Genomic DNA, 22664 nt, shown 5'->3' with positions numbered 1-22664 from the left:
TGGTACAAATTGATACAATGATGAACACCTCTTTTAAGATCTTTATTCTAGATGACGATGTGTGGTATAGCGAACTGCTGGAGTACCACCTCTCCTCAAACCCGGATTATGAGCTTAAGAAGTTTCATGCGGCCAAAGAATGCCTAAGCGCCTTGTATGAGCGGCCAAATGTCGTGACGCTGGACTACTCACTTCCCGACAAGAACGGCGCAGAGGTCCTCAAAAAGATCAAAGAGCAAAGCCCGGACACGCAGGTGATCGTGATCTCGGGCCAGGAGGATGTGGCCACAGCCGTTGACCTGCTCAAAAAAGGGGCTTATGATTACATCGTAAAAGACGAGGATACCCCGGAGCGCCTCTGGAACACGGTCAACAAGATCAGGGAGAACGTGTCGCTGCGCGAGGAAATTGACCAGCTCAGGGAAGAGATCGGCCTCAAGTATGATTTTACCAACTTTATCATCGGTAACAGCCCGGCCATGAAGCGGGTGTTCACCATGATGGATAAAGCTGCCAAGACGAACATCACAGTATCCATTAACGGGGAGACAGGCACGGGCAAGGAGCTGGTAGCGAAAGCCGTGCACTACAACAGTACCCGCAAAAAAGCACCCTATGTGGCCGTGAACGTGGCCGCTATCCCTCGGGAGCTGATAGAAAGTGAGCTTTTCGGGCATGAGAAAGGAGCCTTTACCGGCGCTGTGAGCCGGCGACTGGGCAAGTTTGAGGAGGCGAACAAGGGCACCATCTTCCTGGATGAGATCGGCGAACTGGACATCAGCCTGCAGGCAAAGCTCCTGCGGGTGTTGCAGGAAAAAGAGATTACGCGGGTGGGCGGCAACAGCATCGAACCGATTGATGTGCGCATCATTGTAGCCACGCATAAAAATATGGCCGAGGAAGTGAAAAAGGGAAACTTCCGGGAAGATTTGTACTACCGTTTGCTGGGCCTTCCGATTCAGCTCCCCCCCTTGCGCGAACGTGGGGCCGACATACTGGTCTTGGCGAAGTTCTTCCTCGAAAGCTTCGTAAAAGACAACGGCATGGACAGGAAAACGCTCTCGACGGAGGCACAGGAAAAACTTCTTGGCCACTTTTACCCCGGTAACGTGCGCGAACTGAAGGCGGTGGTGGAACTGGCAGCCGTAATGGCAGACGAGGCGACCATTGAGCCCGGCGACATCATCTTCGCAGTGGAATCACAGGACTCTAATTTCCTTGCCCAGGAGAAGACCCTGAAGGCCTATACCACGGAGATCATACAGCGTTTCCTGAACAAGTATAGCAACAACGTGCTGCTGGTGGCGGATAAACTGGATATCGGGAAATCGACCATCTACCGCATGATCCAGAACAACGAACTGAATGTAGATTAAGGGACAAGCACAACCGTACCGGTAGCTGACATGGCCGGTTAACATCCTTACCCGTAACAAGCCCACTCACCCGACGATGACAAAAGAGAAAGAGGAACAGCTGCTACAGGAACTGGCGGCGGAGCGCAAAGCCAGACAAGCGGCGGAACGTCGCGCCGATGCGATAGCCCGGGAACTGCAGCTCAAAATGGCGCACGCCGCGACCGTTCCCTCCCACCCGCTACCCCATCTTTTGCCAGAGGAATTGCTCTTGTTTCTGAAGCTGCCCGCGTTGCTGACGGATAGCGAAGACCGCATCGTGCTGGTGAACGCCGAACTGCATGCCCTGCTGGCCCTGGAGGAAATACCTGCTTTTTACGCCGGGAAGACACTGGATGAATTTGAAAAGATCAGCCCCCTGGGCCATCTGCGTCCGCACCGCGAGGTAGCCAATGCCCTGCTTGGGTACGACCGCGGTGAGTTGCCCAGGCATCAGATCATCAAACGGGAGCGGGTAGCCATCTCTACAGGCAGCGAAACCCGCGGCTATGTGTGGTTTTACCGCGACATCACGGCCAACCAGCAACGGCAGCGCGAACTGGAACTCCAGTCCGAATTCCAGGCCCAGTACCCCAACCCCATTTTCCGGCTCAGCTACAGTGGCGACATCCTGTTCTCGAACCTCGCGGGCAAGCACCTGCTCGGCGCCATTACCGAGAAACGCCAGAACGCATTCACCAGGCTGCTGCTGCTCCACATCAGCAAACTAGGCCTGAGCAGCACCTCCTCCACGGCCTCCCTGGAAACACATATTGGCAAGCGGCACTATTATACCCTCATCACGCCGCTGCCCGAGAAGGGGTACTTCAATATCTACATGTCCGACATTACCGAGCGCAAGCATGCGGAGGAGGCGTTGAAGATATCGAAAAAGTTTGCGGACACCATTGCCCATACCATCCCTAACATGGTCTACATCTACGACCTGGAGGATGGCTTATACATCTACGCCAACGAGCAGGTGTACTCGGTGCTGGGCTATACCCCCCAGGAGATTGAGGCCATGGGAGACCAGGTGCTCACCAACCTGGTGGTGCCCGAGGACCTTATAAAGGTCTATACCCATGTTTGCCTGATGGTGAAAGCGCAGGAGGGCGAAATACTGGAGATTGAGTACACTGCCCGCTGCAAGGACGGTGCGCTGAAAGTGCTCAACTGCCGGGAAAGCGTGTTCATGCGACGCGATAACGGCCAGCCGAAACAGTTGATCGGCTCCGCCGAAGACGTAACCCTGCTGCGCCGGCAAAGGCGCGAACTGGTGCAGCAGAAAGAGTTCTACGAAACCATCCTGAACAATATCCCATCGGATGTGGCGGTTTACGATGCCGACCTGCGCTACCTCTTCCTGAACCCTGCCGCTGTTTCAGACGAGAACATGCGCAAGTGGATCATCGGGAAAACGAACGAGGAATACAGGCAGCACCGCAACATCAAGCCAGAACTTTTCCAAACGAGAATGGACAACCTGAAGCGTGTGGTGCAGCGGCAGCAACTCGTGGAGTTTGAAGAGCAGTTGTTTGACAAAGAAGGCAGCCCGACTTACCACTTCCGCCGGTTGAACCCTGTTTTTGGCAAAGACGGGAAATTGCTGCATGTGATTGGGCATGGTATGAACATCACGGAACAAAAGCGGGCACAAGCGGTGATTGCGGCGAGCGAGGCGAAGAACAGCGCTATTCTGGCCGCTATCCCCGACATGATCTTCATCCTGGATGGCAAAGGCACCGTGCTGGACATGAACAATGTCGAGGAGCACCACCTCCCGCTGCCACTTAACGAGATGATTGGGCAGAACCTGGAGGATCTATTCCCGCAGCCGCTCGGCAGGGAGATCGTGCAGATGCTTCAGGAGGTGGTGGCTACCGGAATCCCCGCTAAAAAGGAGTTTTCGTTTGAGTTTAAAGATGGGCTGCGCCATTACGAGGGCCGCTACGTGAAATACGCTGATAACCAGGTGCTGTCTATCATACGCGAAACGACCGAGGACAAGAAGCTCGCGCTGGAGTCGAAAGCCAAGAACGACTTCATAGAGCAGGTGCTCGACTCCAGCCCGAGCCTTATTTATGTGAAAGATGCGGAGGGCACCTTCCTGCTGGTGAACCATGAATTTGCGAAGCTTTTCGGGAAAACGATCGAAGAGGTAGAAGGTAAAAGCGCCAAAGACCTTTACCCGAACCAGCAGGAAGCCCGTTTATACCTCAGCACAGATCACCAAGTCATTAACGAGCAGAAGGAAGTAAAACTCCAGGAGCGCTTTACCAACAGCAAGGGCGAAATCACCTGGTTCAGCACCACCAAAAAGCCGTTGATCTCGCCGGATGGCAAGGTGCAGGTGCTGGGCATCTCCACCAACATCACGGAGCAGCGAAATGCCAACCAGCGCATCCAGCACAGCGAAGAGCTGCACCGCCTCCTGTCTGAAAACTCGCGCGATGTGATCAGCCTGCACAATACCGACGGAAGTTATATTTATACCTCCAAGGCGGCAGAGGAAATGCTGGGTTACTCCCAGCTGGAGTTGCTGCTGCTCGAGCCATTCAGAATCATACATCCCGATGATCGGGAACGTGTACGTGTACAGGGTTTTAAGGAGGCCGTGGCGCAGAAGATCGGCGTAACGATTGAGCACCGGTTGGTGCGCAAGGGTGGTACCGATTTTTGGGTGGAGACAAACTTAAAGCCTATCCTGGACCAAAACGAGAAGGTGATCAACATCCAATCGGCTACGCGGGATATTTCTGCGCGCAAGAAAGCCGAGGAAGCCCTGCGTAACAGCGAGAAGAAATACCGTGACCTGATCAACTACAGCCAGGCTTATTTCTGCACCCATACCCTTGAAGGAGTGATTCAGGATGTAAACCCATACCTACTGAATATGTTAGGGTTAACATCTGACCAAATGCTTGGCCGCAACTTGACAGAGTTCTTCTCCAAGACATTTCATGCGGACATAAAAGAGTACCTGATCCGGTTTGAAAGCAGCAGTGTGGTGGACGGGGTGCTGATGATCTTGAACAAAGACAAAGAGCAGCGGTACCTCTATTACCAGAATTATAAGGTGGAGGAGCCAGACACTGCCCCATACATTATCGGCATTGCCCAGGATATTACCGACCGCATGCGCAGCGAGCAGCAACTGAAAAGCGCGAAGGAAGCCGCAGAGGAATCAGCCCGGGTGAAAGAGAACTTCCTGGCTAACATGAGCCATGAGATCCGGACGCCCATGAACGGCATATTGGGTATGGCAGGCCTCCTGAAGAAAACCGAATTGGACGAGACGCAGCAAAACCTGCTGAAGATCATACATAAATCCGCCGACAACCTGCTGGTCGTCATCAACGACATCCTGGACATCGCTAAAATAGAAGCCGGCAAGCTCGAGCTGGAAGAGATTCCGTTCGACATCACCGAGACCATCAAGGCGGCTTACCAGACCATGATATATAAGGCTGAGGAAAAGGAACTTGCTTATGACCTGATTCCGTTGGAGTTGCCGCATACCATCATGTTGGGTGACCCGTACCGGCTGAATCAGGTGTTGCTGAACCTGTTGAACAATGCCATTAAGTTTACGGAAGAAGGAGGCGTGACGCTGGCGTGCCAGATGGTGCTTGAAACTGAAACGGAGATTAAACTTGAGTTTACGGTTACAGACACAGGCATTGGCATCCCGGATTCAAAGCTTGAGGTGATATTTGACAATTTCACCCAGGCTTACTCCAGCACCACGCGCAAATTCGGGGGGTCAGGGCTTGGGCTTAACATCTCGAAAACGCTGGTAGAAATGCAAAATGGCCGGATCTGGGTGGAAAGCTCCGAAGACCAGGGCAGTGTATTTAAATTCGCTCTTACTTATACAAAATCAAAAGACATGCCGCATCAAGTAACAGAAGATGAAATAGAGTATAGCTCGTTGAGCCACATCCATGTATTGTTGGCCGAAGACAATGAAGTGAACATCTTTTTGGCGCAATCCATCATAGAAGGTTGGGGTGCCAGCATCGATGTGGCCCATAACGGACGGGAGGCGGTTGAGTTGGCGGCACAGCACCGCTACGATGTGGTGCTGATGGACATACAGATGCCCGAACTAAGCGGCATTGACGCCACACAGCAGATCCGGCAGCTGGAAGATAGCCAAAATTCGCAGGTCCCGATCATTGCCCTCACGGCCAATGCCTTAAAAGGCGATGCGGAGAAATACATGAGCGCAGGCATGAACGACTATATCTCGAAGCCTTTTGAAGAGGACAAATTGTTCCTGAAAATTGCCGGGGTGCTTCCGCAGAAACCCGTTGCTGAAGAGGCGCACCCCGCCCAGGCACCTGAAACTGACCCTGTGGAGCCGCTTTATGATTTATCAATCCTGAACAAGATGTCGCGTGGCAACGAGAAGTTCATACTGCGGACCAAACAGCTGTTTGTGGCTACTGTACCGCCAAGCGTTGCGGAAATGCAAGCGCATTTTACCGCCCAAAACTGGGAGGGCGTAGGCGCCACGGCCCACAAGCTTAAATCTACCATCGATACCATGCGCATCGAATCGTTGAAGGAGGTGGTACGCCAGATTGAAACCAACGCTAAAAATCAAACCGACATGCAGAAAATGAAACAGGACATCGACTTTTTGGAGAAAATACTGGCCCAAGTAGTCGTGCAGTTGCAGGAAACCATGGTAGAAACGCCAACGCTTTTGTAGTATACCCAGGCATACACAGCCGCTCATTTAAAGCGGCTGTGTATGCCTGGCGGTTCAAGGGTTATTCACTCAGTTCATAACATCTGAGCATCATTTCGTATATTGGCTTAAGCCGCCTTTACCGGTTGCGCTGGCCAATATACAACTACATGATGCATCATACCCCACTCACAGACTTACCCCAGCTTATACAACTTCGCCACAAACTGCACCAGCACCCGGAACTTTCGGGTATGGAACAGGAGACGGGGGCCACGATACAGGCCTTTTTAGCAACCTACACCCCGGATGCAACCCTCACTGCTTTAGGCGGCACGGGTATAGCCGCGATATTTGAAGGGACGAACCCTGACGGGCCGGTCGTCCTGTTCAGGGCGGAGCTCGACGGGTTACCCATTCCCGAAACAGGAAAAACCAGCTATACCTCCCTGGTGCCAGGGCGCGGGCACTTGTGCGGCCACGACGGGCACATGACGGTGTTAACAGCGCTCGCTAGTATGTTGTACCGTCAGAAACCTGAAACCGGCAAAGTCATTCTACTCTTCCAGCCCGCCGAGGAAAACGGGGCCGGGGCATGGGCCGTCCTGCAGGATAAACGCTTTCAGGCCCTCCAACCAGACTACGTATTTGCGCTGCATAACCTGCCGGGGCTCCCCCTGCATCAGGTGGTGGTACGCGAGGAAGTATTTGCCGCCGCCTCCACCGGCATGGTTGTAGCGCTTACCGGGAGCCCCTCCCATGCCGCCGAGCCGGAAAACGGCCTCAACCCTGGCCTGGCAATGGCTGAGATCATCCAGGCTTTTAATGGGATCGTTGCCGCCAAAGAACAGTTTGAAGACCTGACGCTGCTCACGGTTATCCATGCCCGCCTGGGTGAAATGGCATTTGGCACAAACCCAGGGTTTGCAACCGTTATGGCCACCCTCCGCTCCTTCCAGCCCAGCGATTTCGAAAAACTAAAACACCTGACCCAACACGCCGCCCACAGCATTGCCGGTAAACACGGCCTGGGATGCAAGATTCATTTTGTGGAGGAATTCCCGGCCACCGTTAACCACCCTGAAGCCGTGCAGCTTGTGCGGGCCGCAGCGGAAACCCTGCAGTTGAACGTGGCAGAAGCGCCACGGCCTTTTCGGTGGTCAGAGGATTTCGGCCATTTTACCGGGCGTTACAAAGGGGCTTTGTTCGGATTGGGGGCAGGCGTGTCGCAGCCTCCGCTCCACGACAGCACCTATGATTTTCCTGATGAACTGATCCCAACGGGCGCAAGGCTTTTTTACCGCATCGCAACTGCTATCCTGAACCCATAACTACGTATGTTCCATTCTTCTTACATAGAGCTAAGCAAACAGTCACTTCAGCACAACATTAACTTCATCCGGCAACAGGTAGGGCCAGATGTCATCGTCTCCTCCGTTATCAAGGGTAACGCTTACGGGCATGGCATAGAGACTTTTGGACCTATTGCCCAGGCTTGCGGCATCCATCATTTCTCTGTCTTCAGCGCCGACGAGGCACTGCGCCTCAAGGAATCCCTCCCTGCCCCTGCCACTGTTCTCATCATGGGTTACATCGGCCAGGAAGAGCTGGAGTGGGCCATCCGGAACGAGGTGGAGTTTTTCATTTTCGATTTGGCCCGACTGACGAAAGCAGCGGAGGCGGCCATGCGTGTCGGAAAACGGGCGTTGGTGCACATCGAACTGGAAACAGGGATGAACCGCACCGGATTTGAGGCACAGGAACTGCCCGCCGTCATGGATATTTTGGAGTCGAAGCGCGAGCACTTGCTTTTCAAAGGCCTCTGCACGCATTTTGCAGGTGCGGAGAGTTACCAGAACCACGAACGGGTCATGGCGCAATGGCGCATCTTCCAGAAACAGCAGCAATACCTCGCGCAGCAAGGCCACACGCCACAGCAAATCCACACGGCCTGCTCCGCCGCCATGATGCAATACCCCGAGACCCACATGGACATGGTGCGGGTCGGCATCATGCAGTATGGCTTCTGGCCCAGCCCGGAAACGTATTCCTCCTTCAGAAGCCAGAACCCGGATTGCCCGGACCCGCTGCGGCGGCTCATCAACTGGAAAAGCAGTATCATGGCGCTCAAGCAAGTGCCGCAGGGCGATTATATCGGGTATGGCACGTCCTATCAGGCACCGCGCGACATGCTGTTGGCGGTGGTTCCGGTGGGCTATGCCTGGGGGTATAGCCGTTCACTGAGCAACCAGGGGCAGGTGCTGATACAAGGGCAAATCGCCAGCGTAGTGGGCATCGTGAACATGAACAGTATGATGGTGGATGTAACGGACATCCCAGGCGTGCAGCAAGGCGACGAGGTCGTGTTGCTGGGGTTTCAGGGCGATCAGAGCATCACGGTGGCCTCTTTTGCCGAGCTCAGCACCCAGCTTAATTATGAGCTCCTTACCCGCCTGCCGCTTAACATTCCCCGGTATGTAACAGACTAGGCCTTGCCTTGAGGATTGAGAAATGGCTTAGAGTTTATACCCGCAGTTGTAGCAGAACTTCGCTTCCACCTGGTGCCCTTCCTGGTGGCAGTTAGGGCATACCCTGGTGGCGGCCAGATCGCGGTCTGAGCGCGCCATCTCCACCGACACGATTCCGGTTGGCACTGCAATGATGCCGTATCCCATGATCATCAGCACGCTGGCCAGCACCTGCCCTAAAGCGGTGGCTGGCGCAATGTCGCCATACCCCACGGTGGTCAAGGTCACGATGGTCCAGTAAATGCTGATGGGTATACTGGTAAAGCCACTGGCTGCGCCCTCTATCAGGTACATCAGCGAACCGACAATCACCACCACCGTCAGCACCACCCCGATAAACACCAGGATTTTGGTAACGCTGGCCCGCAGCGCACGTGACAGGACCTGCCCCTCGTTGATGAACCGGGTGAGTTTGAAAATCCTGGCGATGCGCAGGAGGCGCAGCACGCGCACCACCAGGAGGTAGTGGCTACCTACCAGGATCAGGCTCAGGTAAGTCGGTATAATGGAGAGCAGGTCTACAATACCGAAGAACGAAAAGATGTACTTAAAGGGCTTTGGGGTGCTGTAAATGCGCAGGAAGTATTCTAAGGTGAAAAGGATCGTGAAAGACCATTCCAGCCCGCGAAATATCGGCAGGTACTTTAGATTGAGTTCCGAGATGCTTTCCAGGCTTACGACCAATACACTAGACAAGATGAGCACCAACAGCAGCACATCAAAAGCCTTTCCGCCTGGTGTTTCGGCTTCGAAGATGATGGTGTACAGCTTTTCCCGGAAGGGGTTCATCTGTTTAATAGACATAGGCGCAGGGGTATGGGTTACGAATATACTATATGTTTATGGAATCTGTATCAGAAAGCCCGGTAACTAATCAGGCAGCACAAGGCGCTACAATTGGCTGGGAGATAAGCACCGCGTTAAATCATGCACAGGCTAGACCGGCTCATCCTCAATTTTTAGCAGGGGCAGTGTTTTGTTCAGTACAAGCATGCCGTTTAATTCCTGCACTTTCAGGTTGATCTTTTTCCTGTCGCCGGGGTTTCCAATGGACTCATCCGCGTCGTAGATCAGCTGGTGAGCATCGTCGTATAACACGGGCTTCAGGTGTGGGTAATCCTCCACGAGGTATACCAGGCTCTTGAGTAAGTGCAGGAGCCGCAAGACAATCACGCTACTCTCCTTCCCATAAAGCCGGATTGGGCTAAAGCACGTAGAGTGCAGGTCCCGAAACGTCTCGTGCTGGAAGCTGATGCGTGCGGCACCATCCTCGTCATACAGCACTTTCTCATCCGTGAGTTGCATCCGAAGCGCCAGCAGCGAAGTGAGGTAATCAATGGCCTTGATGGCGGTACCGGGGTCGTTGATACCGGGGCTCAGCGCCTTGACAGCACTCTCGGTGATATGCTTGAACCCAAAAAGGTAGTTCGCGTCCGGCAGCTCTTCCCTGAAAAAGTTCATGTGCTTGAATACACTGGTGGCAAAGCCGTCCATGTCCTCCAGCCGCTTGTTCACGCGCGCAAAAGGCACGCCCTCTATCAGAAAGCTTCCCAGGGGCTGATCGAAGTACAGCACCACGTCGCGCTCTCTGCAAATCTCCAGCACTGCCTGATCGTCCATGCTCTGCAGGTAACCTGTTTTGGGGCTTTTCAGCATTTGCCAATTATCTGCCTGCTTAAACACATTGGGTATACCGGGGCCTTTATCGTGTTCGATCTCTTTCTCCAGTTCACGGTGCGTCACTTTATAAATGCTCTCCAGGATGCTCTCGATCTGGATGGACTGGGAAATCGAATGGATAAAATAGACGAAGAAACCCAGGCAGACAATGGTAAAGCACATGGCCAGGAATACAGCAAAACCCGGCAGCGAGATGCTATAATACTCTGCCCGCACATTCACCATGATGACGAGGGTATAAATAAGCGTGCCGAGGTACAAGCCCAATACCCGCTGGTTAGCCTTGTAAGAGATAAGCCCGGGAATAACGCGCGGCGAGAAATTGGCCGCCGCCTGGTTCAGCACTAGCATCACCATCGTGAAGGAGAACACGGTCAGGGAAATAATGCCGGCCGCAATGGTACTCAGGATAAGGCGGGCCGTCTCGTGGTTCGAAATGATCATAAACGGCAGTTTGTCCTTCAGGCCTTCACTCAAACCCTTCGCCTCCGAGTAAAGCATCAGCAACGCCAAACCGAAAAAGAAAAATGAGATAACGGTGGGGTAAAAGCCGATGCTGTTGATGATATACTTGTAAGCAAACTTCAGCCTGCTGATAATAGTTTTCATAGAGTATAAGGTTAGAGGCAGTGCCGCAAAGCAAGCCTGTATGTGCTCATGTACTTACACCAATGCAAGTAGGTTATCCCTCAGTTTCTATACAGCTCATACGCTAACAGGGATTCCTGGAAACTACAGGCTGTTGCCCTACCGAAGCGCCTTATAAGACACAGCCCGCTACAAAGGATCAGGAAGGCTTATAGGCTGTAAAAGTTTGGTCGGAGTAGAATACTAAAACCTGCTCAACGGTTTTACCGGCAGCATTATTTGTTGACCCTGCCAAAGGTAGATCTTGCACTTTGGGAGGTTGTGCTACCGGCGGCGAGGCATTCTGAGAAGCAGCTTCAGGTTGTGTTTTGGCTGGAGATGGAGCTACGGCATTGATGCGGCCTGAGGCTAAGTCAGTTAGCATCGCGCCCTCCCCCAGCAGCAGCCAATCAACCGATACTTCCCGAAACGTATGGAGCATCTTCTGCACCACATCTAAACTAGGGTTATTTCGCCCGCTAAGGATATGACTCACCGTGGCCCGGGGCACTCCCACCTGATCGGCTAGTTGGGTTGAAGTCAGGCCTTTAAATTCCATAAGCGCTTTGATTCTGTCTACCATGAGCACAAACACATCTGATTACAAATGTAATATACAATATTAAATACATTAGTTCAGCCAGTTGAAATAATAATTCTTAAAACTAAAGTGATTTATTGTTTAAATCTCTTAATTATCTAATAAAAAGGGTGTTATAAATAACACATAAAAGACACAAGCCAACTGTTTACAATTGTATATACATTTGTAAACAGTTGGCCAGCAGTGTATGATATACGTGGGCCAATCCTTTATTTCTTGATCCGCATTTCAGACAGTTTATGCAAACAAAGGCCATAAACTGTTGGATTCAGGTCGGAGGAAATGATCACACATGACAGGTTGGCAGACCTATTTAACCGATTTGTGGATAACTCGAGTTATCCACAAATCGGTTACTGTCAACATATTAGACTTAAAGTATTCATGCAGTAGTGTGGCTGCTGGCGGCAGGAAGCATGACAAAGACGCGGTATAATGTCTATTAGAGTCACCTGCTAGTTAAGCTAGGGCAGAATTGAACTTTACGGGCTTTACCGCACAGGAAAGCAAGCTTGCATAAAGACAGAGGCCCTATCCTCTCTTTGGAGAATAGGGCCTCTGTAAAAGTAGTGTGGAGTTATGGGCTAAACTTACTTTACCAGTAAGATGCCATGCATTTTCTGCCAGTGGTCTGGGTAGGTGCAAACAAAATTATAGGCCGCTGGTTTGAGCGGTGCCGTGAACTCCATCTCAACTGTTTGGCCCGGAAGCGCCATAGGAGACGCAGCGATCACGGTAGAGTCGTTCGGTACGTAATTTCCGGATGCGCCAATCCTTGACCCAGCCAAGGCCACCTGTTTAAAAGCACCTGGAAGGGTAAACACAACGTTGTGTACCATGGGCATGTCCACGCCTTCATTCACGAATGTCAGCTTTACGAGAGCGCCAGCCCTCACCTCCAGGGTGTCTTTGCTATAAGCAATATCTTCGAGGGTATTACCCGTAGCCGCAAGGGCAAGCTCCACCTTCTGCTGCAGTGGCTCCTCGTCCTGTACAGGCGCACTGGAAGCGGTGGCGCTATCGGCAAGCGCTTTTTTTAACAGCTCGTCAGGCAAGTCCTGATCTGAGTCCGGCTGTGAACAGTGCATGCACAGCAGCGCAGTGCTCAGGAGGCCATACCGCTTAAGAGATTTTATCATAGTCTATACGTTTGGTCAGGGAAGTGCTACAAAAGCTGCCTGACCCTGAAATTAACCGAAATACTCCTGGGCCAGGTCTTTGTCATGGCCATAGATGTCATCCCGGAAATGAATCTGCCCTTCGTCGTCCACCCAACTGGTAAAGTAAACGATGTATACCTGCACTTTATTTGGCAGCGTCACCCACGTTTCATCACCGCCCGTCATAGTTTCGCGTATTTTCGACTCATTCCACTGTGGCATATCCTTGAGCAGGTATTTGGCTAACTCCACCGGATACTCTAAGCGCACACACCCGTGGCTAAAGTCCCGGGAGGTCTGATTGAACAGTGCATCGGCGGGGGTGTCGTGCAGGTAAACGGCATACTCGTTCGGGAAAAGAAATTTGATCATTCCCAGGGAGTTTTTAGGCCCTGGCTTCTGACGCACCAGGTATTTAAAGTTGTTTTGCGTAACGCTTCCCCAGTCAATATCATAAGGCGATACCGGATTTCTGGCTTTGTCGCGGGTAACTACCTCCATGTTGTTAGCAGCCAACCAACCCGGGTTCGATACCATCTTCGGTTTGATCTCAGCTTCCACAATGGTATTCGGCACATTCCAGAAAGGAGCCATTACCACAAACTCCAGCTTGTCGCTAAATATGGGAGTGGAATGCATGGTCTTACCCACGATCACGCGCATGTCCATCACTTGCTTGTACTGTCTTTCAGCATCCGGATCACCGTCCGGGTCTTCATAAATGTAGAGTTTATACTCCGGTATGTTTACCCAAATGTATTTCTGTGGCAGGCTTTTAGGCACCATGCGCTTCGGGATCCAGCGCCAACGCTCCATGTTGATCATGATCTGGCGGATTCTATCCTCAACCGGTATGTTCAGCCTTTGCAAGGTATTTCCTCCCAGCACGCCGTCTTCCTTCAGGCCACTCCGCCTCTGGAAGTCTTTTACCTGGTCTACCAGTTTTGCATCATACACCAGCATTTTAGGGTCCTGCGCGTTAATCTGCAGCTCAGGGTTCAGGCGCTTGCGCAGAGCCAGCACTGCTTTGGCAGAGTCGCCTTTTTCAATGGTTTTACGCTTGCCCAAATCAATTTTCGGCCAGCCGCCTTTTTCCTGCAACGCACGATACTCCTGTAACTTGTCGCGCAGGCGCGTATAGCCGGCGTGCAGGGCCTCGAACTCGTAATAGGGGTAGGTGCTCTCCCGCTCCTTCAAAATGGTCTGAAGGGCCTTGTGCAGCTTGATCTTGTTCTTCTTCACATCCCAGGTCACACCCTCCTCTTCCTGCGGGTTTACGCGGCCCCGGTAGAAGTCAGAAGCATAGTTGAAGTAGGATGCTGTCAGGGACACATCAATTTGCTTTTGCAACTCCAGTCGTGTCGAGTCCGACGGCTCAAGCTGTTCATATTGCTTCACCAGTTTGCTGATATCCACCACGCGGTAGTTCTTAGGGTCCAGGCCCTCATGCGAGGCATTGTCGATGGCCGAAAGAAACTTCTCAGCTTCCGGGACAAGCTCATTGTCCCGGAACCAGGCTAGTTTGTAATCGCGGTCGCCATAAAACATAAACATCAGCTCAGACTGTTTTCGGAACGCTGGCTTCTGCGCGATAAATTGCTGTACATACGTGCTATCAGTAGTAGCCTGTGGCAGTTCTTTGCCTTTGAAAAGGTCTGTGATGGCATTTGAGCCGCTCTCCTCGTCACCGGAGGCAGACTGGTTACAGCTCATGATACTGAATAATCCCAGCCCAGTAAACAAGGGTGTGGCCAGGTATTTCATTATATAAGGATTCATGCGTTTTTGGGATTGAAAGTAAATGATATTAAATTCCTGGACTCAGCGAGATCAGCCTTGCAATGAAACAAGATCTGTCTTAGAAAAATCCATTAAATTTGGCTTATATCTTTGGATATCATGTTTTTTTCTCATTGTACTTCTTATTTGGCCAAAAAGTTATGCCCCACACCAGATCGTGCGGACCCAGGATACAGCGCCTTTATCAAGCTATATGACTGGAAGAGACAGCGCTTCTGAGAAGATGTATGGCCAGATACTTGCTCTGATCCTGAAACAGAATTCGTACCTTCCCTTATCGTTAACTAACTTAACCATGAAACCATTCCACCGGTATTTACTCGGGCTTGGCGTGGCAGGAAGCCTGCAACTGGCAGCCTGCTCACCGGACACGACTACTCAAAACACGACTATGACAAATGAAATGACAGCACCGGCACAGGTGCCCAAAGATGTGCACAGCTATTCCAAACCTTCTGAAGCCATTGCCAAACACCTTGACCTGGACTTAAAGGTTGATTTTGAAAAGAAAATGCTGGAAGGACGGGCAACTTATGCCATCGAAAACAAGACTGGCACCGACCAGATCATCTTCGACACCCGTGGCCTGAACGTAAAGCGTGTGTCGATTGGCGCCGGTTCGGGGCTTGAGGAAACAGACTTTAGCCTCGGGGCAACAGACAAGGTGCTTGGCCAGCCTCTGCTAGTCACGATCAAACCAAATACTACATCGGTGCAAATCCAGTACAGCACCTCTTCGGAAGCAGCGGCACTGCAATGGCTAAACCCCCAGCAAACCGCCGGGAAAAAGCACCCTTTCCTGTTTACCCAGTCGCAGGCCATCCTAGCCCGCACCTGGATCCCGATTCAGGACAGCCCCGGCATCAGGATTACTTACAATGCAACGGTACAGGTGCCAAAGGAGCTTTTGGCGGTGATGAGTGCCTCCAACCCCACCCAGAAAAACGACACCGGGGTTTATACCTTTGAGATGAAGCAGCCAATCCCCTCCTACCTGATGGCGCTTTCGGTTGGCGACCTGACTTTCCGGGAAATTAGCCCACAGACAGGGATTTATGCAGAACCGGCCACCATTGCCGAGGCCACTTACGAATTTGCGGAAATGGACAAGATGCTGGCCGCAGCGGAGAAACTCTACGGCAAGTATAGCTGGGACCGGTACGACCTGCTGGTTCTTCCACCGTCCTTCCCGTTTGGGGGCATGGAGAACCCACGCCTGACCTTTGTAACACCGACCATTCTGGCTAAGGACCGCTCGCTCACCAGCCTTATTGCGCACGAATTGGCGCACAGCTGGAGCGGCAATCTGGTCACGAACGGCACCTGGGATGATTTCTGGCTGAACGAGGGCTTTACCGTTTACTTTGAGCGGCGCATCATGGAGGAACTGTACGGGAAAGGGTATGCAGACATGCTGAATGTGCTCGGCTACCAGGATTTAACGAATACGCTGAATGACCTTGGCCCGGGCAGTGACGACACGCGACTGAAACTGAACCTGGAGGGACGCGACCCGGATGACGGCTTAACGGATGTGGCCTATGAAAAGGGCAACTTCTTCCTGCAAAACATAGAGCAGGCAGTAGGGCGCGAAAAGTTCGATGCCTTCATCAACAAGTATTTTAACACGTTTGCCTTCCAGAGCACCTATACCGATTCCTTCCTGCAGTTCCTGCGGTCTGAGCTGATCAAAGGGGATGAAGGCTTGGAGGCCAAAATCAATATAAACGGATGGGTGTTTTCGCCGGGTTTGCCGGAAAGCTTCACAGCGCCAACTTCCAGTCGATTTGCAGCCGTGCAGCAAACCTATGAAGCCTGGAAAAACGGGAAGCCCGCTGCCTCCCTCGATACCAGGGATTGGTCGAGCCACGAGTGGCTGCACTTTATTCGCCTGCTGCCAGCGCAGCTGTCGGCCCAGCAGTTGCGTGACTTAGATCAGGCTTTCTCGTTCACCAACACGGCCAACTCCGAAGTTTTGGCCGCCTGGTTGCTGCATGCCATCCGTAATGACTACAAAACTGCGGACCAGGCCCTGGAGAAGTTCCTGGTGAATGTAGGACGCCGGAAATTTCTGGTGCCAATTTACAAGGAGTTGCTTCAAACACCGCAAGGCAAAGAGAAAGCACTTGCCATTTATGCCAAGGCCCGGCCAAATTACCATGCCGTGTCCACTGTCACGCTGGACGAGATGCTGAAACAGTAGCGTTATGAGAAAGCAAAAAGGTCAGCCGTTAAGCTGACCTTTTTGCTTTGATGCTAAATGAAAGGCTCTGTTACCTTCTGACCTGCTGGTTAGGCGAGGTGAAGGTACAGAGCCTTTCCTATTTTTTATAGCCGGCTTAGTGCTCAGCCTTTAGGTTCACTGTTTTCTCTGCGATTTGAGTGAGCAAATCGTCCGTTTTCTTCTCTTCTTCCAGTGTCATCACCAACTGGTCTAACACATCTTTCATCTCTAACTGCTTAGCATAGGTGCAAACCGTACCATAAGCTGCGATCTCATAATGCTCTACACGTTGTGCCGAGGCAATCAGGGCGGCATCCATCACGCTCTTGTCGGCGCGCTCGCTCATCATGGATTCAGCCTCTTTGATGATGCCTTCCATGGCCTTGCACTTCTCGCCTGTTGCCTTCTCACCCAGCATGTCAAACACATTTTCCAAACGCTTGATCTGCCCCTCTGTTTCTTTCAGATGGTTCTCAAAAGCTTGCTTTAACTTATCGTTAGAGCATTCTTTCATCATTTTAGGAAGCGCTTTAGTGATTTGCTGCTCCGCGTTGTAAATGTCTTTTAACTCGTGGATTAACAGGTCTTTTAAATTGTTTAGTTTCATAGCTTGGAAAGGTTACGCGTTGATAAATACTCTTTGGCTTTGAGCCTTTGTACTACCTATACGGCACACCTTGACCTGAGTTTACAGATATAATTTTTTATTAGCCAATCCCCTGTTTTATCATGTTGCCACTTAATTAATATAAAGTTATTTATATAATCAAATGTACAAGTATCGTAAACCCTGCCCTGTTCTGCTTTTGGCCGGGCATTATTGAAACGATTTTTCTGTAAAGCGGTACTGTTAGGTAGGCAAGCCATAGTGCCAGCCTGATGATAAGCACCTAAACCGATAAGACACCCGTGGAGATACCGAGAGGAAAACTAATAGCAATTGGCGGCAACGAAGACAAGGGGTCATACCCTAACCCCAGGTTTAAAAAGAAGTATTACCTGGACTTCTTTGAGCTTGGCATCCTGAAGCGTTTTTTGAAGGAGATACCAGTCAAAAAACCGCATATTGAAGTAGTTACCACGGCTTCGATGATCCCGGAAGAGGTGGGAGACCGGTACATGAGCGCATTCGGGATTCTCGGAGTGGAGAATGTTGGCCTGATGCATATCCGGGAAGAGAAGGACGCCCTGTTGCCAGAGTACCAGCAACGGATGCGGGCTGCGGACGGGGTGATGTTCAGCGGAGGGGACCAGTCCCGCATCACCCGCATGTTCCTGAACACCGAGCTGCTGGAAATTATCCGCCGCCGCTATCGGGAGGAGCCTTTTGTCATGGCCGGAACCAGTGCAGGCGCCATGGCCATGTCACGGATCATGATCAAGGGAGGCAGCTCTACGGAGTCGCTTCTGCGAGGATCCGTAAAAATCGGGGAAGGCCTGAACCTGATTGATGGGGTAATCATCGACACGCATTTTGTGGCCCGGGGCCGGTTTGGCCGGTTGATGGAAGCAGTGGTGACGCATCCTAAAACAGTAGGCTTGGGATTGGGCGAGGATACCGGCGTGCTACTCACAGAAGGCCACCTGATTGAAACAATTGGCTCTAACCTGGTGGTGATTGTAGATGGGCATGAGGTGCATTACACCAATGTACATGAAGTGGAGAAAGGCCGCCCCGTCGCCATCGACAACATGGTGATGCATGTGCTGGCAAAAGGCAACCTCTACGATTTTACGTCACGGCGTTTTTTCAAGAGCCGGGAAGCCTACGAGCAGGCGATGGTGCTGGAGCAGCAAAAGTAAGCGCACTCTCAAAAGCCGTGTATCAATCTACTTCTTTATAGATAGCTACCAGCGTTTCGGCAGCGTTTACTTTAGAGGCCCGGTACATCCCCTCTGAGTTAAAGGGCAGCGCCACCTCGCCAGACGTGTTCACCGCAATAAGTCCCCCTTCCCCGCCGAACTGCTTTAACTTCTGCATCACTACCTCGTCGCATGCCTGCTGCAGGGTATAGCCTTTGTATTCTATCAGGCAGGAAACATCATAAGCCACCACCGCCCGCATAAAGTACTCCCCGTGGCCTGTGCACGAAATGGCGCACGTGTTGTTATTGGCATAGGTCCCGGCCCCGATGATGGGCGTATCCCCGATCCGGTTATACCGCTTGTTGGTCATTCCCCCGGTGGAGGTGGCTGCCGCCACGTTCCCATCCTGGTCTAAGGCCACGGCTCCCACCGTGCCCATTTTCTTGGCGGCATGCTCCGTGTGGTCCAGCATGCTAATGTCCGAATCCCGGACCTCACGCCATTGTGCAAACCGGTAAGCATTAAAGAAGTAGGATTCCGGTGCAAAAGCCAGCCCCTGGTTACGGGCAAACTCCTCGGCGCCCCTTCCGCTCAGCAGCACATGGTCGGAATGCTCCATGACGGCTCGGGCAAGCTTAATGGGGTTTCGCACGCCCTGCACACCCGCCACAGCACCTGCCTCCAGGGTATAGCCGCACATAACGGACGCATCCATCTCATGCTTCCCCTCATTGGTGAATACGGCCCCCTTTCCGGCGTTGAACAAAGGTTTGTCTTCCAGCATGGCAACCGCCAGCTCCACAGCATCCAGCGCACTGCCTCCTTTGGCTAAAACTTGGTGCCCAGCCTCCACGATCTCTTTTAAAGCTGATTTATAGCTCTTTTCCTGCTCTGCTGTAAGGTTTTTTCGGGTGATGGTGCCGGCCCCGCCATGTATGGCAATTGCAAAATGCTTCATAGGTATCTGTGCTGTCCGTATTGTTTGCTACCCTGTACGCCACCAGGCGGCAACCTGTTTTCGCTGGTGATTTTTATCTTTTAATGCGCCTGTGGTTGACCTAAAACAGGAGAAATTTCGTTATCTTTGTTCTGGATAAGATAACCTATTTTAATAAAAGTATTTATGTCGTTCGATATTCAAGGCAAGCTGTACGAAACATTTGAGGAGCAACAAGTAAGTGACAAATTCAAGAAAAGAGAGTTTGTGCTCGAGGTTCCGGATGGTTCTTACACCCAATACGTAAAGTTTCAGCTGACGCAGGACAAGTGCAGCCTGCTGGACTCTTATAAAAATGGCGATGAGGTGAAGGTTACGTTCAACCTGACGGGCAAGCCTTTCACCAAAAACGGCACAACCATGTATTTCACTAACCTGCAGGCCTGGCGCCTAGAGCCTGCCAATGCGGGCGGAGCACCAACCGGTGGCGCACCGGCCCAGCAGGATGCCCCATCGTTCTATAGCAGCGAGGCAGACAATGACCTTCCGTTCTAAGGATATACAAACACATTGACAGGGAAAGCGGGCTGAAAGGTCCGCTTTCCTTATTTATACCCTCTCCTAGTGTCAGGAAACTTTCGTGTGCAATAAAGGTTATATTTATACCACCCGACACACACCTATGGAAGAACTTCAGCGCCTCATCCTGCTGGGCGAAAACGACACGGTTGATTTCAAGCAGCGCGTCACCCAACCCGACAAAATCGCGCGCACCCTCGTATCCTTTGCCAATACCCGCGGAGGCATTATACTTGTAGGCGTAAGAGACGATGGCACCGTCTCCGGGATCGACCCGGAGGAGGAAAAACACACGTTGCAACTGGCCGCCGATTTTTACTGCGACCCGCCCGTCCCGCTGCTCTATGAAGTGGTAGAAGAGGATGATCGCGCCGTCCTGAAGGTGATTGTGGTAGAGAGCACGCACAAACCGCACTTCGCCAAGGTCCGCGAGAACGACTGGCGGGGCTACGTGCGCGTGGGCGATACCAGCGTGCAGACCAGCAAAATGGTGAACAGGTCATTGGTGAACGAAGCCCCAAAGTTCGAGCCCCGGCTTCTTGAACGGCATGAATCGGCCGTATTGCTCTACTTGCGGGACAATCCGCGCATCTCACTGAAACAGTACATGAAACTGGCTAACCTTTCAGAGCGCCGGGCATACCGCACCCTCGTGAAGCTGGTAATCCATGGGTACCTGCGCCTGCACGATAAGGAGAGAGAAGATTATTATACTTTGAGCTAGCGGCTGGCACTATACCCCTCTGCTCAGCCCCTTGATGACTGCTTACTTATACATTCGGTTTGCAATTATGATAGGGCAGAAAGCTCTAGCGGATGGTCAGGGGTATGGCTTGTGTCAGCCATGTATGTTTGTGCCAGCAAGTTGCTTCCCAGTCTAAGGATATAGCTCGCGCTTGATAGAAACTCACATCCAACGATAGGGGGCAGTGATCTAAGCCAGATTTTTTGGATGCGCCGGAATTATTTTCTGATACGCCCTTTCGATGGCAAATAGCTGGCATCCAAGCTTGTATATATCAAATAAAGGATGTATTATTCTATCAAGGATACCGAACCCTTTACTTTGCCTCTGGCAGCTACAGCCGCCAAGCAAGCCCAGCCGTAAACAGGTTAAATGGAGTATCAGGAGTTAAAAGTTTCACCCTTTCTACTAAGCCTATGATAAGCCCCAATGCCCCCGCTGCCGCCTCCGGCAACCTCAAAGTGACAAAATCAACCGCATCCGTCAGAAGCAAGCCCTCAAAATCCAAAAGTAAGTCCACTGAAATCAGCACGAGTAAGATCTTTGTGCTGGACACCTCCGTGATTCTATACGACCACAGTGCGATTCAGAATTTTCAGGAGCATGACGTAGCCATACCTATCACAGTGCTTGAGGAGCTCGACAATTTCAAAAAAGGAAATGATATCAAGAACTTTGAGGCGCGCGAGTTCATACGCTTTATAGACAAGCTCTCGGCTGAGCACAAGCTGCAGGAGTGGCTGCCGCTGCATGGCAAGAACAAGGGCTACTTTAAGGTGTTGATGGGTGAGCCCACAGCGGTAAGTGCTACCACCATTTTCGGTGACAAGAACGACCACCGTATCCTGAACTCAGCCCTTAGCCTGCAGAAGGAGAAACCGGACAGCAGGATTGTGCTCGTGACCAAGGACATTAACCTGCGCCTGAAAGCCCGGGCACTTAACTTGACGGCTGAGGACTATGAAACCGGCAAGATACAGGACGTGGCCGGCCTTTATACCGGCAACGACACCGTTGAGGATGTAGCCGCTGAGGTAATCAGCGACTTGTATGAGAAAGGGGTTTATAATGCCGAGAAGGTATTGGATGAGACGCCCAAAGACAACCACTACTTTATCTTGAAGAGCTTTAAAAGCTCTTCGCTGGCTTTTTATAACGCCACCGAGAAGCAACTCGAACGCGTGGATAAGATGACGGCTTTTGGTGTGAAACCCCGCAATGCTGAACAGGCATTTGCCCTTCATGCCTTGCTGAACCCGAAGATAAAGTTGGTTTCGGTGCAGGGGGTGGCAGGTACAGGAAAGACCTTGCTAGCGTTAGCATCCGCCATAGAGCAACGCCGCGAGTACAAACAGATCTACCTGGCCCGGCCGGTGGTGCCGCTGAGCAACAAAGACATTGGTTACCTGCCCGGCGACATAAAATCCAAGCTTAACCCCTATATGGAGCCGCTTTGGGATAACCTGAAGTATATCCAGAACCAGTTTGCCGAAACCAGCAAAGAGTATCAGAAAATACGTGATATGCTTGAGCTGGAAAAGCTGATGATCACTCCGCTGGCCTATATCCGGGGCCGTAGCCTATCTAACATTATCTTTATCGTGGACGAGGCACAAAACCTGACCCCGCACGAGGTGAAAACAATCATCTCGCGGGCAGGCGAAAACACGAAAATTGTCTTTACGGGAGACATATACCAGATAGACACCCCTTACCTCGACTCACAGAGTAACGGCCTCTCGTACCTGATCGATCGGGCGAAGAACCATCCGCTGTATGCCCACATCACGTTGCTGAAAGGGGAACGTTCTGAACTTGCAAATCTGGCGAACGAACTCTTGTAAAAGGGTATCCCATAAAAACAGGAAGGCCCTGCATCTT

General features: G+C 51.8%; 16 protein-coding genes. 9 read left to right on the top strand and 7 right to left on the bottom strand.

Annotated elements, in window-relative coordinates; all coding sequences use genetic code 11:
• The first annotated feature begins 17 nt into the window (after positions 1-17).
• The 4 genes from ACXYMU_RS14885 to alr all read left to right on the top strand — a co-directional run bounded on the left by ACXYMU_RS14885 (position 18) and on the right by alr (position 8582).
• Positions 18-1376, top strand: a complete 1359-nt coding sequence (locus ACXYMU_RS14885; RefSeq protein ID WP_458987204.1) for a sigma-54-dependent transcriptional regulator — start codon at positions 18-20, stop codon at positions 1374-1376.
• Between the two features lie 76 nt (positions 1377-1452).
• Entirely contained in the window at positions 1453-6114 is a 4662-nt protein-coding gene (locus ACXYMU_RS14880; protein ID WP_458987203.1) for a PAS domain-containing hybrid sensor histidine kinase/response regulator, read from the top strand.
• A gap of 149 nt (positions 6115-6263) precedes the next feature.
• A complete protein-coding gene (locus ACXYMU_RS14875) occupies positions 6264-7424 on the top strand; it encodes an amidohydrolase (RefSeq protein ID WP_458987202.1) in 1161 nt (386 codons plus the stop codon).
• A gap of 6 nt (positions 7425-7430) precedes the next feature.
• The gene (gene alr, locus ACXYMU_RS14870) at positions 7431-8582 is read left to right on the top strand and encodes an alanine racemase (protein WP_458987201.1); all 1152 of its coding nucleotides are present in this window, start codon (positions 7431-7433) and stop codon (positions 8580-8582) included.
• 27 nt (positions 8583-8609) lie between these two features.
• Here the strand turns inward: alr and ACXYMU_RS14865 are convergent, their stop codons facing one another.
• The 5 genes from ACXYMU_RS14865 to ACXYMU_RS14845 all read right to left on the bottom strand — a co-directional run bounded on the left by ACXYMU_RS14865 (position 8610) and on the right by ACXYMU_RS14845 (position 14471).
• Positions 8610-9425, bottom strand: coding sequence for an ion transporter (locus tag ACXYMU_RS14865; RefSeq protein ID WP_458987200.1), 816 nt, complete (start codon positions 9423-9425; stop codon positions 8610-8612).
• 132 nt (positions 9426-9557) lie between these two features.
• Positions 9558-10910 carry a DUF2254 domain-containing protein gene (locus ACXYMU_RS14860; RefSeq protein WP_458987199.1) on the bottom strand — a complete coding sequence of 451 codons (1353 nt, stop codon included), beginning with the start codon at positions 10908-10910 and terminating at the stop codon, positions 9558-9560.
• A 178-nt stretch (positions 10911-11088) separates the two neighbouring features.
• Positions 11089-11511 carry a helix-turn-helix transcriptional regulator gene (locus ACXYMU_RS14855; protein WP_458987198.1) on the bottom strand — a complete coding sequence of 141 codons (423 nt, stop codon included), beginning with the start codon at positions 11509-11511 and terminating at the stop codon, positions 11089-11091.
• Between the two features lie 611 nt (positions 11512-12122).
• Complete coding sequence (locus tag ACXYMU_RS14850; protein WP_458987197.1) at positions 12123-12671, bottom strand: plastocyanin/azurin family copper-binding protein; 549 nt, start codon at positions 12669-12671, stop codon at positions 12123-12125.
• 51 nt (positions 12672-12722) lie between these two features.
• Positions 12723-14471: a L,D-transpeptidase family protein gene (locus tag ACXYMU_RS14845; RefSeq protein ID WP_458987196.1), complete on the bottom strand. Its 1749-nt coding sequence runs from the start codon at positions 14469-14471 to the stop codon at positions 12723-12725.
• Positions 14472-14787: 316 nt separating this feature from the next.
• Between ACXYMU_RS14845 and ACXYMU_RS14840 the strand changes: the two genes are divergently transcribed.
• Entirely contained in the window at positions 14788-16695 is a 1908-nt protein-coding gene (locus tag ACXYMU_RS14840; protein ID WP_458987195.1) for a M1 family metallopeptidase, read from the top strand.
• Between the two features lie 136 nt (positions 16696-16831).
• Here ACXYMU_RS14840 and ACXYMU_RS14835 read toward each other — a convergent pair whose 3' ends face one another.
• Positions 16832-17323, bottom strand: a complete 492-nt coding sequence (locus tag ACXYMU_RS14835; protein ID WP_458987194.1) for a YciE/YciF ferroxidase family protein — start codon at positions 17321-17323, stop codon at positions 16832-16834.
• Positions 17324-17625: 302 nt separating this feature from the next.
• Between ACXYMU_RS14835 and ACXYMU_RS14830 the strand changes: the two genes are divergently transcribed.
• Positions 17626-18519 carry a cyanophycinase gene (locus tag ACXYMU_RS14830; protein WP_458987193.1) on the top strand — a complete coding sequence of 298 codons (894 nt, stop codon included), beginning with the start codon at positions 17626-17628 and terminating at the stop codon, positions 18517-18519.
• Positions 18520-18541: 22 nt separating this feature from the next.
• Here the strand turns inward: ACXYMU_RS14830 and ACXYMU_RS14825 are convergent, their stop codons facing one another.
• The gene (locus tag ACXYMU_RS14825) at positions 18542-19480 is read right to left on the bottom strand and encodes an isoaspartyl peptidase/L-asparaginase family protein (protein ID WP_458987192.1); all 939 of its coding nucleotides are present in this window, start codon (positions 19478-19480) and stop codon (positions 18542-18544) included.
• Between the two features lie 165 nt (positions 19481-19645).
• Between ACXYMU_RS14825 and ACXYMU_RS14820 the strand changes: the two genes are divergently transcribed.
• The 3 genes from ACXYMU_RS14820 (at position 19646) to ACXYMU_RS14810 (ending at position 22627) form a co-directional block, all read left to right on the top strand.
• Positions 19646-20014 carry a DUF3127 domain-containing protein gene (locus ACXYMU_RS14820; RefSeq protein WP_458987191.1) on the top strand — a complete coding sequence of 123 codons (369 nt, stop codon included), beginning with the start codon at positions 19646-19648 and terminating at the stop codon, positions 20012-20014.
• A gap of 127 nt (positions 20015-20141) precedes the next feature.
• A complete protein-coding gene (locus tag ACXYMU_RS14815) occupies positions 20142-20762 on the top strand; it encodes an AlbA family DNA-binding domain-containing protein (RefSeq protein WP_458987190.1) in 621 nt (206 codons plus the stop codon).
• 437 nt (positions 20763-21199) lie between these two features.
• A complete protein-coding gene (locus ACXYMU_RS14810) occupies positions 21200-22627 on the top strand; it encodes a PhoH family protein (protein ID WP_458987189.1) in 1428 nt (475 codons plus the stop codon).
• Positions 22628-22664: the final 37 nt, after the last annotated feature.

This window comes from Pontibacter sp. CAU 1760 (assembly GCF_054482735.1).
Note: the sequence above shows the minus strand (reverse complement) of the source record. Positions and strands in the feature narration are given on the sequence as shown.

Bases quoted from the DNA above. Each gene is read 5' to 3' on its own strand.
- ACXYMU_RS14850 (WP_458987197.1), bottom strand. From the start codon at position 12,671: ATGATAAAATCTCTTAAGCGGTATGGCCTCCTGAGCACTGCGCTGCTG.
- ACXYMU_RS14810 (WP_458987189.1), top strand. From the start codon at position 21,200: ATGATAAGCCCCAATGCCCCCGCTGCCGCCTCCGGCAACCTCAAAGTG.
- ACXYMU_RS14875 (WP_458987202.1), top strand. From the start codon at position 6,264: ATGATGCATCATACCCCACTCACAGACTTACCCCAGCTTATACAACTT.
- ACXYMU_RS14840 (WP_458987195.1), top strand. From the start codon at position 14,788: ATGAAACCATTCCACCGGTATTTACTCGGGCTTGGCGTGGCAGGAAGC.
- ACXYMU_RS14835 (WP_458987194.1), bottom strand. From the start codon at position 17,323: ATGAAACTAAACAATTTAAAAGACCTGTTAATCCACGAGTTAAAAGAC.
- ACXYMU_RS14865 (WP_458987200.1), bottom strand. From the start codon at position 9,425: ATGTCTATTAAACAGATGAACCCCTTCCGGGAAAAGCTGTACACCATC.
- ACXYMU_RS14855 (WP_458987198.1), bottom strand. From the start codon at position 11,511: ATGGTAGACAGAATCAAAGCGCTTATGGAATTTAAAGGCCTGACTTCA.
- ACXYMU_RS14825 (WP_458987192.1), bottom strand. From the start codon at position 19,480: ATGAAGCATTTTGCAATTGCCATACATGGCGGGGCCGGCACCATCACC.
- ACXYMU_RS14880 (WP_458987203.1), top strand. From the start codon at position 1,453: ATGACAAAAGAGAAAGAGGAACAGCTGCTACAGGAACTGGCGGCGGAG.
- ACXYMU_RS14885 (WP_458987204.1), top strand. From the start codon at position 18: ATGATGAACACCTCTTTTAAGATCTTTATTCTAGATGACGATGTGTGG.
- ACXYMU_RS14815 (WP_458987190.1), top strand. From the start codon at position 20,142: ATGGAAGAACTTCAGCGCCTCATCCTGCTGGGCGAAAACGACACGGTT.
- ACXYMU_RS14845 (WP_458987196.1), bottom strand. From the start codon at position 14,471: ATGAATCCTTATATAATGAAATACCTGGCCACACCCTTGTTTACTGGG.
- ACXYMU_RS14820 (WP_458987191.1), top strand. From the start codon at position 19,646: ATGTCGTTCGATATTCAAGGCAAGCTGTACGAAACATTTGAGGAGCAA.
- alr (WP_458987201.1), top strand. From the start codon at position 7,431: ATGTTCCATTCTTCTTACATAGAGCTAAGCAAACAGTCACTTCAGCAC.
- ACXYMU_RS14860 (WP_458987199.1), bottom strand. From the start codon at position 10,910: ATGAAAACTATTATCAGCAGGCTGAAGTTTGCTTACAAGTATATCATC.